Raw genomic sequence first — 17073 nt, 5'->3', positions numbered from 1 at the left:
CGAAACTATCCGAACCGAAACATGATCGCAGGCAGATGATCAGCCGTGCCCGAGCTGTCCGGGAATTACTGAAACGGCTGTCCGGGAATTAGCGTAATCGCTGTCCGGTATTTTTGAAATCCGCATCTAAGGCGCAAACCTTTGAAAAGCGCGTTCTCACTGAAAAAAACAAGCTGAACGACCTCGAAGAAAAGGTGCGTGAACATGGGCTATTTCTCGATGCTATTGAGACGCGTCTAAAGGCCATGCAGTTCGGTTTTTTCGCAGGGGGCAACAAGCGCCACCGCGACAAGGTTGCAGAATCTGTTGTAATATGCGCCCGTGAGGCAAAGGGCATCGAAAACCAGCTCGCCGCTGCGCACCGTGCTCTTTCCGATAAGTTGTCCGAGGTGCAAGACAAGCTAGAAGATGCGAAAAACGGCGGATAAGTCCTTAAATACTTGCTCTGATCGTAGTTGAGCGCACCCACTCGCCCACCTAAAACAAGCGTTTGTTGAGGCCAGCCATCAGCATAATTCAGACTAGTCGTTTTGCCATTCTTGAGAGCCGTGATCCCTGACGGCCTCGGTCTGCGCAGAAAGGGCCGACTAACAGATTTTTAGCAGCGGTGATCTTTCCAAAAGCGATCCCAACGCAGTGCCCAGCCATCTCTCACCATTGCGCAGTTTATGTCACCGCTTTTTGGCGATACACACCATGAGGCTGTGCGGTTTCCTCCGGCAGACCCATCTGAACGACATTGCATTGGAGGGCCGACTATAAGGATATGCCCGTGCCTACCCACTCCTGTAGGGGTTCCCAGAAACAGCGCCAAGGCATCTCTTGCGTCTTCAGCCCTCGCAATGGGACATGGATGACCCGGTGAACATGAGCCATCTAATTCGCGTGCCGCAATCCCTGCCAACCTCAAACGAGGGCCCTCTAGGCACCAGATTGGCCCATCCCCATCCCAGACGTGGGTAGGAGTGCAAGTAAATGTGGCACCTGCCGGAACGACCGGCACCGAAGCGGTCGCGACAGGTGCGAAAAGTGTTAGAAACACTGATATGCACATAGTCCAATGAATTGTCTGGGAGCGCATGAAACCTCATACCTAAACAGTTTTAAAACGATTATTTCGTATCTCTAGAATTGTATAGGGGTCGAAATAAACGTTCAGAGCTCCATATGAAGTTGCTCCCCAAACGACCGTTTTAGGCAGCCCTAAAAAACCGATCTGTTGGCTAACCAACTATCCTAAATATATCTGACCGGAAGGGTATTTCACGCGTGGCACACTGCGGGTTGCGAGGAAAAAGCCGATGGCGAGAGGACCGACGCGGCCGAGGAACATGATGAAGATTATCACCGCTCTGCCAAAGCCGTCGAGTTCGCCAGTAGCACCGCGAGATAAGCCAACGGTTCCAAAGGCCGATGCAACTTCAAACGCCAGATCCATAAACCCACCATCGTGACTGATGGATACCAGGAAGATGCCAGTCAACACCAACAGCATGGAAATTGTCGTCAGCGCCATGACCTTCATCACCTCTTCCAACCCGATGGATCGTCCAAAGGCGTGTAACACCGTACGGCGCCGGAAAAAGGCGACTGTAGCCAACAGAAGCACGGCAAGCGTAGTCACCTTAATGCCCCCGGCGGTCGATGTGCTGCCACCCCCGACAACCATCAAGGTTATCGTCAGCATGGTGGAGCTGTCATGCATTCCGCCTGTGTTGACGGTATTAAACCCTGCCGTGCGGGGTGTGACGCCCTGAAACCAGCTGGCCCAGAGTTTTTCGCTAGTGGAAAGTCCCCCAAGGGTTTCGGGGTTGGACCATTCCAGTAGGCCAAAGCCGACGCTACCCCACAGGATTAGGACAAGCGTGCCGACCAACATCAGTTTAGAATGCAGGGTCAGCGTGGCCCAACGGCGCTTTTGATAGATGTCGCCGATGACGATAAATCCGATCCCACCGAATATGAACAGCAGCGGGATCGTCATGTTGATGATTGGGTTTCCGACCCACTGCGACAGGCTGTCAGGATGCAGCGCAAAGCCTGCGTTGTTGAATGCGGATATTGAGTGAAACACCGCCTGCCAGATGCCGTTTAGCCCAAATTCCGGCACGAAGACAAAGGCCAGAAAAATCGCGCCAATTAGTTCGCAGATCAGAGCAATGATAAGTATAATGCGCACCAGAACCGTCAGGTTCGACAGCGAAGTTTGATTGACCTCTTCGCGCAAGACAAGACGCTGCGGCATTCCCATAGGGATGCCGAGAGCGCCGAGAACCAGCACCGCAGTAGTCATCAGTCCCAGACCTCCCAATTGGATCAGTATGGCGATGATGACTTGCCCAAACCCAGTAAAAGCGGCCCCCGTGTCGGCGAGGACAAGGCCCGTTACCGTCACCGCAGAGGTTGCAGTAAAGATCGCTTCACTAAACCCAATCGCTCCGGTGTGGGACAACGGCAGCCATAAAACCAAACCGCCGATCAGGATGAATACGACATAGCACAGAACCAAAAGCGCGGGGGGCGGCAGGTTCAACCGACCACCGCTTTTCAGCCTGCGCAGAAATCGGAACTTCATCCTCAGAGGCTCGCGGCGAAATTGCGCAGGTCTTTGCGCTGGCCAAGAAGCAGCAGGAGATCGTCACTTTCAAGTCTGAAGTCAGTGCCATCCTGACCAAGGAACTCTGTGCCGCGCATAACGCCAATGCAGCGCAAATCAAATTTCGTTGTGTGTGGCAGCTCCGCGAGGGTCTTGCCCTCCAATCCTTCGGGTATGCGAAAATTCACAACGGAATATCCGTTGCCCAAACCAACGTAGTCCCGGACAAGCGGGTTATGCAAAACCTGCGCAATATGCTGGCCCACCTCCACTTCCGGGTGGATGATCCGGTCAACACCAAGTTTGCTGAGGATACGATGGTGCGTTTTGGTCGTGGCCTTCGCCCAGACCACCGGAACGCCGATCATTTTGAGGTTTATGGCGGTCAGAATACTTGCTTCCAGATCAGAACCCATCGCGACCAGACCAATCGCGCAATCAGCCAAGCCTGCTTCGCGCAAGGCGGCATCATCACGCGCGTCTACGATCATTGCCTGTGACAGTTTATCGGCGTGATGGGCGACTCTCGTCTCGGCAATGTCGATGCCAATCACATGGTTGCCGAAACGCTGTAGTTCAGTTGCGACGGTGCTTCCGAAGCGTCCAAGGCCCACGACCCCAAATATGCGCTTACTATTCTTTGCCATGTTGTGAGGTCCATCCGGATCGTTTCTGTCGGTTGATAACTGTCTGATGGTCTTTCCATATTCGCCACTCTTTATCTAGCGATAACAGGCAGGCTTAGCCTACATTGGTTTGATGCAGAAGATGATTTAGATAACTCCGAAACCAACGTTTCTGCGTGAGCATAAATCTCCAAAAACGACCGTTTTTGGCGCACACCTTCTGGCAGGAGGTTTATGTCCGCAGAGCGGGACGAAGCTGCCATTGCTTAGAGGCATGTGTTGGCATATCGCGCGGCGGCGACTCCGTTGCATAGAGAGGCCCACTCGCAGCCCTCGCAGGCCGATCTTACGCTCATGGTGTCAAACGCGCGCCGCAGAGACCGGATCGACGCATCGTCCAGCACCAAGCGCGCTCCCGGCATGGCCGCGCGCCCTAGCAGCTTCCCGATATCGTTGGACGCAGCCCGGTCCCGCGCGATCACGCTGTTACGGCGGCAATGCGCGTCTTCGTCATAGAGCAGGGGCGCGCAGATATCGTCGGGGCCATCGACGATCTCGATCTCTTCCCGCGCGGATATGCGCTCGATGATCGCCGCCATGTTGGTCGTGAAGGCAGGGGAATATCCCCTACCAACATGGGTCAGAATGCATAGAAGATGGTGGGGCCGAAGCAGCACCGTCATGCGTCGGTACGCTCCATCCTGCCGTGGATCAACTTGAGCACCATCGCGCCGAGCGCAGACTTCAGAACGGCGCCGAGGAGGAACGGGATGACACCGGCCATGATAGCCTGTTCGGGGCCAATGAGCACCGCCAGCCACGTTGCGCCTAAGGCAAGGCAAACCGCATTGCTGACGAGCATGCCGACGAAGGCCAGTCCGACGCGCTTCCCGGTCCAGCCACGCTCGGCCAGCCAACCCATGATCATGCCCGCGACGGGGAACGCGAAAAGGTACCCGCCCGTCGGCCCGATGAAGTGCTGCGCACCCGAAGCGCCCCCGGCCAGAACGGGCAGACCTAGAGCCCCCTCGACAAGCCAGGCCGTGATCGTGATGCCGCCGAGCCGCCATCCGTAGAGCGCGCCGATCAGGGCAACCGAAAAGGTCTGCAACGTCACCGGGACGGGCACCATCGGAACCTCGACATAGGACGAGAGTGCCAAGAACATGGTTCCCAAGATCACCGCGCCGAACTTCCAGGCGAGTGAGCGATTGCGAATGTCTAGCGGGGTGCGTGCGGCACCGGCGGGCGTGGCGGCTGAGGTCATCATGCGAGCATCCTTTTCAAAATTATAGATAGAATTACTATCCGATATCTAACTTTTGCCGATAACGCCGATGCATAGCAAGAGCGCCGGGAAAACCAGCGGTTCTGCGGTTGGCCAAAGGCATGGAAGGGGGCTTATCGCTCCCTGCTAAGCGACCCATTCGGGGGCGCCTTCGATCCCATCCACGTAACGTGCCGCGACAGAAGCGAGGCGGCCAAGTCGATATTACCAGCTCGAAGCGCTAGCAAAATCGCGCGATGGTCGCGGTCAGTCGGGGTTTCCCACTCTGCACTCCACCCCGAGAACAGGAAACGCGCACTCGCCACGTGAAGATCGTCGATCGACTGCAACAGGCGGGGCATTCCGCAGGGCGTCAGTATGGTGCGATGGAATCGGCGGTTCTCCTCCTCCCAGCCATAGACATCGCCGGCGCGATCCCCTGCGCGGGTGGCTTCCTCTGCTGCATCCAAGATGGAAGCCGTGAGGTGCGGAGCGGCGTTGCGAAGCGCCAGCACCTCAAGTGATCCACGCATCTGTGCGACCTCTCGGATCTCGTCGAACCCGAACGCCGCGACCCGAACGCCGCGGCGAGGTTCGCTCTCGACAAGCCCCTGTGACTCGAGCCTGCGGAACGCTTCTCTCACGGGCACGTGGCTAGTGCTGAACTCCTCTGCAATGTGGTCTTGCCGCAGGCGCTCTCCCGCCGCGATCTGTCCGGTCACAATACGGTGGGCAAGCTCACGGTTAATCCGCGCGGCGTGGGATTCAGCTTTAGCTATCGTCATGGATTATAGATAATCCTGACTATGATGAACGTCTAGATAGGGCGCCTTCCGGACGTTCTCCGCAGCGCAGTATGGGCCCAAACCCGTACGTTTTTGTCACCGGCGCTTACCACCGTTTTTGACGCATAGATTCTGGCACGAGGTTTGTGTCCGGTGTGCGGACAAAGCGGACTTTGGTTCTGATCGAAAACACTTCCCGCAAGTCAGACACGCAGAGGCTTGTGCTGCTGTCCTTGATCATTGAAGTTTTCGGGCGCCAGCCAATCCTCATAGATAGGCTTCATGCGCTGCCAGTCCCCGTCCGTCATCGCGAACCAAGCCGTGTCACGATTGGCATTTTTCACGACCATGTGCTGCCGGAACACCCCCTCCGGGCGGAAGCCAAACCGCTTGGCCGCGCGTTTCGATGGATCATTCAAGTCATTGCATTTCCATTCGAACCGGCGATATCCGAGGTCGAATACGCGATCTGCAAAAAGGTACAGGGCCTCGGTCGCCATTCGGGTCCGCTGCAATGCTGCACCCCACATGATGTTGCCAATCTCCACCACGCCATTGCTCGTGTCTATGCGCATCAAGGCCTGACGCCCCTCGGCGCGGCCACTAGCCTTGTCAATCACGGCGAAAAACATGGGATCCATTGATGCGGATGCCTTTTCCAGCCACGCATCGAACTCTACGCGGCTCGGTGGCCCTTCGGAAAGCCAGCGAAATCGGTCTTCCATCCCCGGGGCGGATGCTGCCATGAACAGTGTGTCAACGTGGGCGGACACGAGAGGTTCGAGCCGCACATATTGTCCTTCGAGCGTAACGCGCTTGGGCCGTTGGCGCGGGACCCAACCTGTCAAATCCGTCATCCGGTGTGTTCCCTACCTGCCTGTTACGGACGCTGCCACCATCTGTAGGTAAATTGCAATATGCCGTTCACTTTGGGCTCGTTCCAGACTTTCTCTGCAACGCAGGATGTGCCAAAATTCAACCGTTTGTGTCACCAGCGATAACGACCGTTTATTGAACGGATTTATTCATATCCGGCTCTGGCTTTTGCAGAAGTTCACGAACACGGTTTCAATGTTTTTTGCGCTTAGCTTGATACCCTTTTGAGAGCAGAATGAGCGGAAGGCATCTGCAAGCTTTCTATGATCCCAGTTGCAATTTTCACGAGCCAGCTTTTCCCATGGATCAGTGTATTTAACGCTTCCCGATTCAGGGAAGGCCAGCCGTACCTTTGCTTCGGCCCGTCTGCCCTTACGGGCAACCGAATGGGCTTCCTGTTCCCTCTTCGCGTCTTCGAGAACTTCTTTGACTTCCCATGCCAGCTCGACTTCGACGGTCTTGCGGCGCTCACGCTTCGTGATGCGGTAGCTGACGCGGAAACGGCTTGACTGGTTTACCTCATCAATGGCGGCATCGAGAGAGTATTTTTTGAAATCAGGCCATCGTGCTAACTTACCTGTCTGGACACCGAGACGGGCGCGAAGCTCATCGACGGTGAAGCGTTCCATCTGTCTTTCACGGGCTGCGCGGAATGAAATCATCTCGTGCAGACGGTGGGCATAGCGCGAGGACATGGCGAGGCCGGCGCGATAGTCCAGGATGGCATAGAGGTTCGACTGTTCGACGATCTTGCGAAACTCTGCGTCGAATTGATAGCGCAGCTTGCCTTGGCCTTCGTCCATGTCCACACGGCCTACAGCGATCAGGCCATAGATAGCCGTGTGTCCCTCGGCATTGTTCACATGGCGCATGGTCACGCTGCGCAGCTCCTCGAAAAGCCGCACCACATCTTCGTGGGTCAGATTGCGAAATCCCTTTACCTGCTTGAAGGTCGCCAACGGCAGCTCATGCCACTGATCGTCAGCGATCCTGCCGCCCGCGTTCTTCATCAGCACGTCTTGCAGCTTGAGAGCCTGAAGGCTGGGCGGGTTGCGCAACGCTCGATCGCTGTATTGCCCATCGGCCAGTTCGCCCGCCTTGCTGAGCCTGGCGGGATCATGGTCGTTCGTCTTCGCGCTGTTCACTGCATATCCCATAGCGCGAGTTATATCGTGAGCTTATTCTACGTCAATAACTCACAGTAGTCCCGAAAGCTCACGTATGGAGTCCCGAAAGCTCACGTATAGGTCCCGAAAGCTCACGCCTAATCCGATTACGTTTTTATTTTCATGTGGTTACAAGGCTCTGAAATAAGAAACCTATAGAAATAAGGGAACTGCGTTCCTTTAGGATAAAAAATGAACTGATTTTGGCGCTTGTGGGAACGTTTGGATCAATTTCAACCACGTTGGTAGGTGGCAGGCGGTAGCTGGTAGTTGGTAGGTGGTTGACGGTAGCTGGTAGGTGGTAGCTGGTTGACGGTAGCGAGGAAGTTTTTTCGTCAGATGCTGTGTCCGGTGTCGCGTTCAATCCCCACGTCCCGATCCTTCTCTTTGCCGTCGAGTTCAATCTCAACCCCGCGCTTGTCAGTAATGCTGTGCTCTTGCTGGGGAACGGCCAGTCCCAGATTGATCTCATGGCGCTCCACCTGACCGTAGGCTTCCTGTGGCCAAAGGGATTTGAGGTCATACTTGGGAACGTCAGGATTCAGCACGTGTTTCACCATCTGTTCAGCGCGCGCCATGAAGTCTCCGCATTTCGCCAGGACAGCCGCCAAGTGCATCCGGTCTGATAGCTCCGGGAACAGATCGCGGCCCGCCTCGTAGCCATCACCCCAATAACTCATGATGCTCAGGCCAAGACGACCGGCAGTGTCGTATATCCGCTGCGCGCCGTGTCTGACGGCGTTGATCACAGTCCACGGATTGGTGCTCAGGCCTTCATAAACCTCATCCAGCCTCTGACCACTCTCAGGAGGCTCATAGTCGCGCCCGAGGGCCTTGTGGCGGTTTATCTCGACCTTGAGCGTCAGGAGGTCGCTGAGCGCCTGCGTGGCGTCTTCTGATAGGTCTGCCACCTTCAACTGCTCCACGAGCTTCTGAGACGGCTCTGAGAGGCTCTCACGGGCCTTGTCCATGACCGCGCCATAGGTTTCGGGGGAGAGGTGCTGGCGCCGGGTGATTTCCTTGCGGGAGCCGCGCACAATCCCGGCGTCCAGCGTGTCCCGGCACCAGTCGGCCCAAGAGGTCTGCAAGGCGGAGTATTCGTTCCGTTCGCCGGTTAGGGCCTTCACCTCGCCCATGGCCTTGTTGGTGGAAATCACAGGCTTGCCCCGGCTGGTTCGAACAGGGGCGATCATCAGATCCACCACGGCCCCGCCTTTCTCATCGAGATCGAGGCGCGAGCCGAACACGGCCCCTTCACCGGCCCAGCTTTCCGCCCATGCCTTTGCCTGCTCGAAGAGCTGGCGGTTGTGCGGGTTGTCAGGGTCGTGCAGGTCGCCAGCCTTTTCCACCCATTCCGGCGAGACCACGCAAAGGGCCTGCAAGGCAATCGGTGCGCCCTTGCGCTCGCCAGCCTTCAGCTCGGCTTTGTGAGCGCGGAAGGCGGCGAGATAGTTACGGTCGTTCTCGGCCTTGGACCAAGCGAGACCGAAGCCGGGTTCAGCCCCTTCGCGCACGCGGGCCTTGCCGGTGATATCGTGACGCTGGGCATGGAGAGACGAGCCGCGGAGCTGGGCGACAGTGGTGACCTTGTTGACACGGATTGCAGCTTTGAACATGGGCCGATACTACAGAGCCACAAAGAATTGTCACATCAATTGACAACCCACTAGGCAATTCTCTGCGAGCCGCTCCGCTAATTGCCATGGGCCAGAGGCGCTGCGCCCTCTTGGATCACCAGCCAGACGCCCGCTCCCTGTCGTCATCGGTCATCTACTTATCCCCCCACTGTTCGTCTGTGAAAGCCTTCATGTCGAAGTCGGGATCGGCCGGACCAAGGTTCGCGGCGCGCTCTTGCAGAGGCTTGATCCTGTCGATCAGGGACGCGCGGTCGCGGCTGTCCTCAAGGGCATCCTGGAGCGCCTGACGCACTGCTTCCGCCTTCGTCCTGGCTCCGGTTGCGCGCATGAGCTGCTCTACAAGATCATCGACCATGGGATCCCGAATATAGAGCGGCACTGGATGCTTCCTTCGCCAAGGATTCTAAGCGGCTGCCATGTGGCAATTGTCATTTCGTGTTCAGCATCGCTTCCCGCAGGATTGCGTTCATGCGGGACTGGTAGCCCTTGCCCTGCGACTTGAGCCACGCCAACACATCGGCATCCACCCGCGCCGTGATCTGCTTTTTGACCGGGCGATAGAACGCGCCCTGTCGCATCCCGGCCAGTTGCGCATCCGTCAGCTCCGGCATGTCGTCCGTATCAATCCCATCGTCCGGCATCGCAGCCAGTCGCTTGAGGTCGTCCTGATGCGCCTTCGTCAAAGGCGGGAGCGTCTCGCGTGTGTATTCAGCCTTGCTCATATCGCATCCTTTCTTTCCGTGTGGCGCGCCGTGCCGAGATAATGTGGATCACCTCGACTGGCGCATCGGTCGGCTCCTCTTCCGCGATCGTGTGGGCCACCAAAAGGACGGTCACACCGCCAACCTGGCCCAATGTCTGCCACCGCTGTTCGCCGTCCTCGATCCTGTCCTGCACGGACAGGTGCAACGGGTCGAGAAACACACGGGCGGCAACCTCGAAGCTGAGGCCGTCATGCTTGCGCTGGTTGCTGAGGTTCTTGGCCTCGCGCCATGTGAAGCGGGGTTCTGTCATAAGGAAATATAACTACATATATGTAGTTTTTCAAGGGGTCCGAAAGCGGTACCGACTTGCGTCTTGATATATTTATTGTAGTAACATAAATTATGGACATTGAATACCCACCTGCCAAGCGCGACGCCACATTTGCAGAGCGCGGATTGGACATGGCCCGAGCTGCTGAAATCTTCGGCGGTGACACCCTGACCGTCGAGGACGATCGGGAGGACTACGGTGAAACCCGTCTGATCACGATCGGCTTTCTGGATAGCCGAATGGTGGTGATGGTCTGGACGCAACGCGGTGCGGCACGCCGCATCATCAGTTTGAGGAAAGCCAATGAGCGAGAACAAAAAGCATATGCCAGCCGCTTCTGACGACGATGCGCCGGACCTGTCTGCGCCCTACTGGGCGGACAAATTCGCCAGCGCAACTGTGCAGCGCGGACGACCAAAGGCAGACGTCACAAAGGTATCGACCACGATCCGCCTGGACCCGGACATCATTGCAGCGTTCAAGGCAGACGGAGCTGGCTGGCAAAGTCGGATCAACGATGCACTGCGCAAGGCCGCAGGGCTGTAGCTGACCTTCACGACCGTTTAACAATGGGTGGTTTCTGAGAGGATATGCGGATGCCGTGAAGGACCGTTTTGAGCATAGCAGATGCCGATCCTCCCCAAAATCATCCGCCTTCTCGCAGAGCTTGTATAAGCATTCCGCCACCAAGGCATGCCAGCAGGACGGCGAAAGAAATCAAGACCAACAGCAACAGGCTTTGTGCGCAGGCTGTTTCGTACCATGGGGCAACAGCACCTTGAAATACAGTTGAGCAGGGGGTCGGCGCCTTGGTTTCGAACCTCGGCTTGCACTTCTGATGAAGGCACGCAGTTATCTGCGCTGACATGGATGTGCTATAAAAAACACACCTGATCTAATTCATTGTTATGGGGGCGGCTTTTTCGAGAACCCAGCATTATTAGGAGAACATAAGGCATGTAGCACAACAGGCTCGCCGCCTATTTAGAATAGTAAGGACACCGAAATGAAATATCTCCTCTCCGCAGCCGCCGCCTCCACCCTGATGGCTGGCACAGCATTCGCAGGCAACATCCAGCCCGCACCCATGGAGCCTGTCATTGCACCGGCACCAATGGCCGTCAACACTTCGCCAAACTGGACTGGCTTCTACGCCGGTGGCGAGCTGGGCTACGCAAACGTTGATCTTAGCGATCCCTCAGGTAGCATGGACGAGAGCGGCCTCATCGGCGGTCTTGTCGCGGGTTACGACTACGATCTGGGCGACTGGGTCATCGGTGCTGGCTTCGACTACGACTGGACCGATGTTAGCTTCAATCTTGGTGGCGGCACTAACCTAGATATCGACAGCGTCTGGCGTGCCAAGCTGCGCGGCGGCTACAAGCTCGGTAACGGCTTGCTGTACGCAACAGCCGGTTACGCTCAAGCGGAAGCCTCGACGACCGGTTTTGGAAGTGCTGACGATGACGGCTACTTTGTCGGCGCCGGTTACGAGCATTTGGTAACACAGAACATGTCGCTTGGCGGCGAAGTTCTGTACCACGAGTTTGACAACTTCGACTCATCCGGGATCGACGCTGAAATAGTCACGGCTCAAGTTCGCGCGACGTTCCGCTTCTAATACTATGATCGGGCCAATCGCGGCCTGACTTGAGAACATAACGCGCGGCCTTAAAGGGCCGCGCGTTTTTCATATGCGAGTTAGTGACTTGAAAGCGACTTACCGACTGGCTTGCTTTAGATGGACGAGGCGTCATTAGCGCAGGAGGTCTGAATATGCCCATCGAAACCACACTTTTTGAGGCCGTCGAGCGCAATGGCAATGCCAAAAGCCAAGAAATTCTTATCAAGGCCGCCTTTGAAAGTGGTGATCCGCAATACATCGCTCATGCGCTCGGTGTTCTCGCCCGTGTGAGGGGGATGACACAACTCGCCAGAGACACTGGCATCAGCAGAGAGGCGCTCTATAGAACCCTGAGTAAAAAAGGGAACCCGTCGCTGAGGACGCTAACAAGCGTTCTTTCGGGTCTCAATCTAAAGATAGGTGTGGAGACGCCGACGCTGAAGCAAGGCGCCCGTCCCCGTGGTCGGCAAGGCGGAAGAAAACTGGCGTTGACAAAAGTGCAGGTCCGTATCGCCCAGGTCGCCATGGCCAGCCGCGATACGTCGATCTCAGAACTTTGCAAGGAGCTGGATGTGAAGCCCGTCACGCTCTACCGATATGTTGATCCCGAAGGCAATCTACGTGAGTACGGGAAACGCGTTCTCGACGGCGCTTAACGCCCGAGCCGCCCCACAACTTTATCGCGAGTCCCCCGCCACTTATCTTGCATCACATAACACCCATTGCGCGGCATCAGATCCCAGTTCGAACTAATTCTTTGAGCGAACGGGTCCGAATATCAGTTAGGATGGTAAGACCTTAGTTCAGCTTTTTAAAAGCCGCATGAAAATACTCTGAGAGCAATGCAGCCCCTTCGGTATTTAAATGATCGCGGTCGCGAAACAGGAACACGCCGTCCTTGGAAGGGCTGCAAATTGCCGCGTAAACCGGACACAGCGCCGGAAAAATTTCCAGAAGCGCGACGTTCTCGTGCTTTTTTGCAATGCGGGTGATGTCGCGGTGGACTGCGTTTATGACGTTTTCCAGTCTGTTACGATCAATAGAGCAACTCAACATGTTCCCTGGAACACATCCGCGAATATCTTCAAACACGAACATCGGTGGCGGCCCAACTAACAGCAGTTTGATGCCACTCTGCGCAAGATTACTGGCAAGTACATCAACCTTATCCATCCATCCACTGACATCCGCAGCCACGCTAATTGGATCAGTGCGTGAAAAATAAAGACGAGATAGGACAACAACATCACCGGGCTTCCAGTTGTCTTGCACATTTTTGAAAAGCGTCTCGCGGGGTAAAAATCCTTCTGGATTAATTATCGGAAACGTGTTTCCCGGCGTTTCAATTAGATGCACACCATAACCGTAGTCGGTGCGTAGCTTGAGCAAGGCTCCCTGTAGGTGGCCAGCGTGACTGTCACCCATCACCCAGAGGGTTGCATCCTCCTCTTTACCCGCAATCGGCGCAAACGTGCAGTTCTCAAAAGTATCAGATTGCAGCAGACGGTTTCGTCCATCGACAACACAGGTTGGATTGAATGGTAGATGGCTTCCGGGCAAGGGTAAGAAGTCAGAACGCAGTGCTTCTTCAATCTGTGTAAAGCCCAACGATTTTCTGTAGATATCCCCGGTTGCGACAACAGCAATCACTGATAGCACGGCCAGCAAGGCGCTTGCGAAATGCCAGAGGCGGGGGTGTGGTGTTTTGAACCGCTGAACTGGCTGTTCGACAAAGTGATAAGACAGGACTGAGACGCAGAATGCACAGAAAATAGCTAGGAGTGGGTTTGCCCAGATACTAAAGGGGAGGAACAGTCCAAGGGTTAAAAAGGGCCAGTGCCAGAGATAGAGGGAATAGGAAATATTTCCTACGTATCTTGTGGGTCTGTTCGTCAAAATACGACTTTGATCAGCTGATTTCACCCCAACCAGAAGCAATCCGGTGGTCAATGCAACAATCATGAGATGGCCAACAAATTTCTCTTCAAAGGGAACAGTAAAAACCACCGACATCGCCAGGATCAAAGCAGGGGGTGGTAGATATCGTGACACCCTCTGAAACCTATCGGGTAGACGATGCAGGATGGTTGCGACCGCAACACCAGAGCCTAGCTCCCAGAACCGCAAGGGCATCATGTAGTAAGCAGTCATAGGTGAGCTAACCTGAAGCAATACAAAGCCGATCAGAGACAGGACGCTGAAGATGAGAATGACGTAGAAAAGATTTTGCGCTTTTCGGTTGTGGGATGGTCTGAATGCTAACCAGAAAATGAAGGGAAAGATTAGGTAAAATTGCTCTTCAACGCCCAAAGACCAAGTATGAGTAAAAGCATTATATTTTATAGATGGTGAAAAGTAATCAAGTTCCTGAAAATAGAGCTGAAAATTTGATACACCAAAGAGTGATGCGGCACCGGTGAGCAGGGACGTTTTGGGGGCTGGGTCGAGAAACATAAGCGCGGTGCAGGACAGGATAATGCATACAAGAAGAGCAGGCAGAAGCCTTTTGAGCCGCCTTAAGGAAAACGCCGCAAAGAACGAGCCAAAGGATGTGCTTCCCCTTGTGAAGAGAGAATGAGTGATCACAAACCCTGAAATGACGAAGAAGACGTCGACACCAAGATACCCACTGGGAAGCCAGCCTTCAAAGGCGTGTCCTACGATCACGGCAATTACAGCAACTGCTCTAAGGCCGTCGATGTCTGCTCTGTATGTCTTGCCGGAACTTATAACATGTGTCCGGGGTTTGGGAAAACTCATGCAATCAGCCAAACTTTAGAAAAGATGGCACCAGTACCCCCTCAGCAGGTTGTTTGGAAGTAGATCCCGCCAATTCCGTGGCAAAGTTTTGCACTGCCGTTCTCAATCACACCCAACGACCAGCGTATTCATTGTGAACATTTACAAGCGCTGTTGTTGCAACATGTGAAGGGGTCTTCCCACCGTTCAGTAAACCGTTACAGTGGGTGGTATAAAGCCACAGGGAAACCCTAATAAAACAGGTTGAACACCATGAAACTTACACTCGGACAATCCGCAAAACACGCGAAAAGGGCAAAGGGAACTTTGTCAAAAGCCCTTAATAGTGGGCAAATATCAGCGGAGAAGGATGAGAAGGGCAGGTGGCAAATCGACCCCTCAGAGCTGCAAAGATGGATGGACGCCAACCCGTTGCTGAACAGCAGAGAAAACCAAGATACAACCCCACTTAGAACACCAGAAAACACCAGCAAAAATAGCGCGTTATCGGTCGAGATTAAACTACTGCGTGAGCAGATGGAAAAGTTGGAGGCAATGGGTGACCGTGAGCGGCAACTTTTGTTAAATCAAATCGAGGATCTGAAGATCGAGGCAGAGAGACGAAGCCGCGAACACATGCAGACGCTTGCTGTACTGACAGATCAACGTGAGAGAAATGCAGAGCCCCGTAAGCGGGGCTTCTGGGCGCGCTTCACACGATAGCAGGGGTTTTCTCTTGGACGCTCTTGTATGCCTTTAAGGCGGCGGTCCAATTTGCTCAAGCTATTCCTGATACCCGCGTTTTCGTTTGGCCGCTGCCTTGTCAGCAAGTTCGGCCAAAGCTAGCGCTTCGTCTTCGTGATGCGTAGTCCAGATACGGCCAGCTTGGCCGATCCGACCATACTCAGTGACCAGTGCGCCGCGCCTAAATAGATCACGCTGCACGGTCATAAGATAGAACCGGCGCATGTTCTCCTCAGGAGCCACGCGCTTGAGCAGCACATTGTCGGGGAACATTTCCAGCTGCTGGGGATCGTCCTTCATATTTCTCCCTTACGCCCGTCGGATAGTATTGGGACTAACCTGGAACAAGCGCGCCAGCTCGGCAATACCACGCCCGTCCTGATCGCGCATGCGCGCCACTTCAGCGCGGCGCTCAGCAGATAGAGCAGGAGGCCTTCCTCCGACCCTTCCTCGCTTGCGGGCAGCAGCAAGCCCTTCTCTGGTCCGCTCAGAAATGCGCTCACGCTCAAACTGGGCAATGGAAGCAAAGACGTGGAAGACGAGCCGTCCGGCTGGTGTTGTGGTGTCGATGTCTTCAGCTAAAGAGCGGAACCCTGCGCCCTTCTCTCGTATCGCTTCAACAATACTCAAAAGGTCCTGCAATGATCGGCTAAGACGGTCGTACTTGGTCACAACAACCACATCACCGTCCCGTAGATGCTCGATCATGCGGTTCAGCTCAGGGCGGAATTTCTTAGTGCCAGAGATTTTTTCCGCAAAGATGCGATCTGCGCCAATTGCCTCAAGCGCGGAGGTCTGGGCATCAAGGTGCTGATCTTCTGTCGAGACACGTGCGTAGCCAATGATCACTGATATGGCCCTTCCAAAAACCTTCAACAATTGCATAGATTTTGAACGGGGTTTGTGGCGGCGTCAATTGGGATAGCTCGCGCCTGTTCCAAAAACGAGGGTTTCGGAACGGAATTACAATCAACGATGAAATATTTCTCTTTAATTGCGTGAACAGCTGAGGCTTGATGCAAAAGCAACATCTTGTGGAGAACATTGATGAATATTCGTCCTCTTGTACTAATAATTGGCTTTGGCCTTACAGCCTGTGCGGCTCCATCTCCTAATTCAACCGGTGCAACTTCGTTTGATTCCAATAGTGCCTCTGGGGTAGGGATCAAACGTTTTACCCGTAGTAAAGATGGATCGAATCGCGGATCTACCTCTGATCGAGACTGCAACAGTTTTTCAAGTTCGGCAGCGGCGCAACAGTTTTTCATCAATGCCGGAGGTCCACGAAATGATCCACATGACCTTGACAGGGACGGTGATGGTTACGCCTGTGAGTGGGGCGCAGCATTAAAAAAGCGCGCGGCAACCGCTGAGGCGGCTCAACGGCGTGCTGCTACTGTACGTCGACAGCCAGTCAGAACAGCTTCGCGATGCTACACGGGTCCACGCGGTGGCACATACACGATTACTGCCAGCGGCAATAAAAACTATGGTGGATGCTGATATGCGCTTTCGAAAATCCGTCAAGATCATGCCCGGTGTGCGCGTTAACCTATCGAAGTCGGGTATCTCGACTAGCATCGGAGGGCGCGGCGCAACAGTGAACGTCGGCAAGCGCGGACTTCGCTCGACGCTCTCTGTGCCGGGAACAGGCCTATCGTGGTCATCCACATCAGGTTGGGCAGAAAGCCAACGATCCCGCCCCGCTGATGAAATAGAACACCTGCGCAGTGCGGCTGTTAAAGCTATCGAAGCCGTGTCAAAGGAAGCTGAGAAAGCCAATGCAATTGGCACAAGAATTGATCGCGCAATCGGTACCTTGAACGGTGGACGCGGCTTGACGCAATCTAATGCGGGTTTCGCTAATTCCCGGACACGGATTTCAGTAATTCCCGGACACGCGTTTCGGTAAATCCCGGACAGGGATTTCGGTAATTCCCGGACAGCTCCGGGGGCCTTGGGTACGGTTGGTCATCGC

22 protein-coding genes are annotated in these 17073 nt (G+C 55.0%); 8 read left to right on the top strand and 14 right to left on the bottom strand.

All coding sequences use genetic code 11. The features are described from left to right. The first annotated feature begins 113 nt into the window (after window positions 1–113). A complete protein-coding gene (locus DQ230_RS16025; RefSeq protein WP_113913597.1) occupies window positions 114–428 on the top strand; it encodes a hypothetical protein in 315 nt (104 codons plus the stop codon). An 803-nt stretch (window positions 429–1231) separates the two neighbouring features. Here DQ230_RS16025 and DQ230_RS16015 read toward each other — a convergent pair. The 11 genes from DQ230_RS16015 to DQ230_RS15965 form a co-directional block, all read right to left on the bottom strand. Continuing rightward, window positions 1232–2575, bottom strand: a complete 1344-nt coding sequence (locus tag DQ230_RS16015) for a TrkH family potassium uptake protein (protein ID WP_113913596.1) — start codon at window positions 2573–2575, stop codon at window positions 1232–1234. Window positions 2576–2577: 2 nt separating this feature from the next. Then, the gene (locus tag DQ230_RS16010) at window positions 2578–3243 is read right to left on the bottom strand and encodes a potassium channel family protein (RefSeq protein WP_113913595.1); all 666 of its coding nucleotides are present in this window, start codon (window positions 3241–3243) and stop codon (window positions 2578–2580) included. 245 nt (window positions 3244–3488) lie between these two features. Then, window positions 3489–3905: a DUF1284 domain-containing protein gene (locus DQ230_RS16005; RefSeq protein ID WP_113913594.1), complete on the bottom strand. Its 417-nt coding sequence runs from the start codon at window positions 3903–3905 to the stop codon at window positions 3489–3491. Continuing rightward, complete coding sequence (locus tag DQ230_RS16000; RefSeq protein ID WP_113913593.1) at window positions 3902–4492, bottom strand: biotin transporter BioY; 591 nt, start codon at window positions 4490–4492, stop codon at window positions 3902–3904. The genes DQ230_RS16005 and DQ230_RS16000 overlap by 4 nt, the downstream gene beginning before the upstream one ends. A gap of 131 nt (window positions 4493–4623) precedes the next feature. After that, window positions 4624–5274, bottom strand: a complete 651-nt coding sequence (locus DQ230_RS15995; RefSeq protein WP_113913592.1) for a GntR family transcriptional regulator — start codon at window positions 5272–5274, stop codon at window positions 4624–4626. Between the two features lie 203 nt (window positions 5275–5477). Further along, complete coding sequence (locus DQ230_RS15990; RefSeq protein ID WP_113913591.1) at window positions 5478–6131, bottom strand: GNAT family N-acetyltransferase; 654 nt, start codon at window positions 6129–6131, stop codon at window positions 5478–5480. Window positions 6132–6299: 168 nt separating this feature from the next. Continuing rightward, on the bottom strand, window positions 6300–7295 hold the full coding sequence (locus DQ230_RS15985) for a replication initiation protein (RefSeq protein ID WP_203228108.1): 996 nt from the start codon (window positions 7293–7295) through the stop codon (window positions 6300–6302). A gap of 356 nt (window positions 7296–7651) precedes the next feature. Further along, window positions 7652–8932: a plasmid recombination protein gene (locus DQ230_RS15980; protein ID WP_113913589.1), complete on the bottom strand. Its 1281-nt coding sequence runs from the start codon at window positions 8930–8932 to the stop codon at window positions 7652–7654. A gap of 154 nt (window positions 8933–9086) precedes the next feature. Continuing rightward, a complete protein-coding gene (locus tag DQ230_RS15975) occupies window positions 9087–9332 on the bottom strand; it encodes a type II toxin-antitoxin system VapB family antitoxin (RefSeq protein WP_113913588.1) in 246 nt (81 codons plus the stop codon). Between the two features lie 49 nt (window positions 9333–9381). Then, window positions 9382–9675, bottom strand: coding sequence for a BrnA antitoxin family protein (locus tag DQ230_RS15970; protein WP_113913587.1), 294 nt, complete (start codon window positions 9673–9675; stop codon window positions 9382–9384). Then, complete coding sequence (locus tag DQ230_RS15965) at window positions 9662–9967, bottom strand: BrnT family toxin (protein ID WP_113913586.1); 306 nt, start codon at window positions 9965–9967, stop codon at window positions 9662–9664. Before DQ230_RS15965 ends, DQ230_RS15970 begins: the two co-directional genes overlap by 14 nt. Before the next feature lie 92 nt (window positions 9968–10059). Between DQ230_RS15965 and DQ230_RS15960 the strand changes: the two genes are divergently transcribed. The 4 genes from DQ230_RS15960 (at window position 10060) to DQ230_RS17495 (ending at window position 12268) form a co-directional block, all read left to right on the top strand. Continuing rightward, window positions 10060–10329, top strand: coding sequence for a BrnT family toxin (locus DQ230_RS15960; protein ID WP_113913585.1), 270 nt, complete (start codon window positions 10060–10062; stop codon window positions 10327–10329). After that, the gene (locus DQ230_RS15955) at window positions 10292–10534 is read left to right on the top strand and encodes a BrnA antitoxin family protein (RefSeq protein WP_113913584.1); all 243 of its coding nucleotides are present in this window, start codon (window positions 10292–10294) and stop codon (window positions 10532–10534) included. Before DQ230_RS15960 ends, DQ230_RS15955 begins: the two co-directional genes overlap by 38 nt. A gap of 460 nt (window positions 10535–10994) precedes the next feature. After that, the gene (locus tag DQ230_RS15950; protein ID WP_113913583.1) at window positions 10995–11609 is read left to right on the top strand and encodes an outer membrane protein; all 615 of its coding nucleotides are present in this window, start codon (window positions 10995–10997) and stop codon (window positions 11607–11609) included. A 155-nt stretch (window positions 11610–11764) separates the two neighbouring features. Beyond that, on the top strand, window positions 11765–12268 hold the full coding sequence (locus DQ230_RS17495) for an addiction module antidote protein (protein ID WP_420820896.1): 504 nt from the start codon (window positions 11765–11767) through the stop codon (window positions 12266–12268). A 142-nt stretch (window positions 12269–12410) separates the two neighbouring features. Here DQ230_RS17495 and DQ230_RS15935 read toward each other — a convergent pair whose 3' ends face one another. Beyond that, on the bottom strand, window positions 12411–14372 hold the full coding sequence (locus DQ230_RS15935) for an acyltransferase family protein (protein WP_113913582.1): 1962 nt from the start codon (window positions 14370–14372) through the stop codon (window positions 12411–12413). A 252-nt stretch (window positions 14373–14624) separates the two neighbouring features. On the opposite strand from DQ230_RS15935, the gene DQ230_RS15930 reads away from it, so the two are divergent. Further along, window positions 14625–15074: a hypothetical protein gene (locus tag DQ230_RS15930; RefSeq protein WP_162497482.1), complete on the top strand. Its 450-nt coding sequence runs from the start codon at window positions 14625–14627 to the stop codon at window positions 15072–15074. Between the two features lie 60 nt (window positions 15075–15134). Here the strand turns inward: DQ230_RS15930 and DQ230_RS15925 are convergent, their stop codons facing one another. Both DQ230_RS15925 and DQ230_RS15920 read right to left on the bottom strand, forming a co-directional pair. Next, window positions 15135–15395 carry a WGR domain-containing protein gene (locus DQ230_RS15925; protein WP_113913580.1) on the bottom strand — a complete coding sequence of 87 codons (261 nt, stop codon included), beginning with the start codon at window positions 15393–15395 and terminating at the stop codon, window positions 15135–15137. 9 nt (window positions 15396–15404) lie between these two features. Then, window positions 15405–15944 carry a recombinase family protein gene (locus tag DQ230_RS15920; protein ID WP_113913599.1) on the bottom strand — a complete coding sequence of 180 codons (540 nt, stop codon included), beginning with the start codon at window positions 15942–15944 and terminating at the stop codon, window positions 15405–15407. Window positions 15945–16142: 198 nt separating this feature from the next. Between DQ230_RS15920 and DQ230_RS17540 the strand changes: the two genes are divergently transcribed. Continuing rightward, window positions 16143–16598, top strand: a complete 456-nt coding sequence (locus DQ230_RS17540) for an excalibur calcium-binding domain-containing protein (RefSeq protein WP_113913598.1) — start codon at window positions 16143–16145, stop codon at window positions 16596–16598. Then, entirely contained in the window at window positions 16585–17007 is a 423-nt protein-coding gene (locus DQ230_RS17535) for a DUF4236 domain-containing protein (RefSeq protein WP_113913579.1), read from the top strand. The genes DQ230_RS17540 and DQ230_RS17535 overlap by 14 nt, the downstream gene beginning before the upstream one ends. Window positions 17008–17073: the final 66 nt, after the last annotated feature.

The sequence above is a fragment of the Roseovarius dicentrarchi genome (assembly GCF_003316635.1).
Taxonomy (GTDB): domain Bacteria; phylum Pseudomonadota; class Alphaproteobacteria; order Rhodobacterales; family Rhodobacteraceae; genus Roseovarius; species Roseovarius dicentrarchi.
Note: the sequence above shows the minus strand (reverse complement) of the source record. Positions and strands in the feature narration are given on the sequence as shown.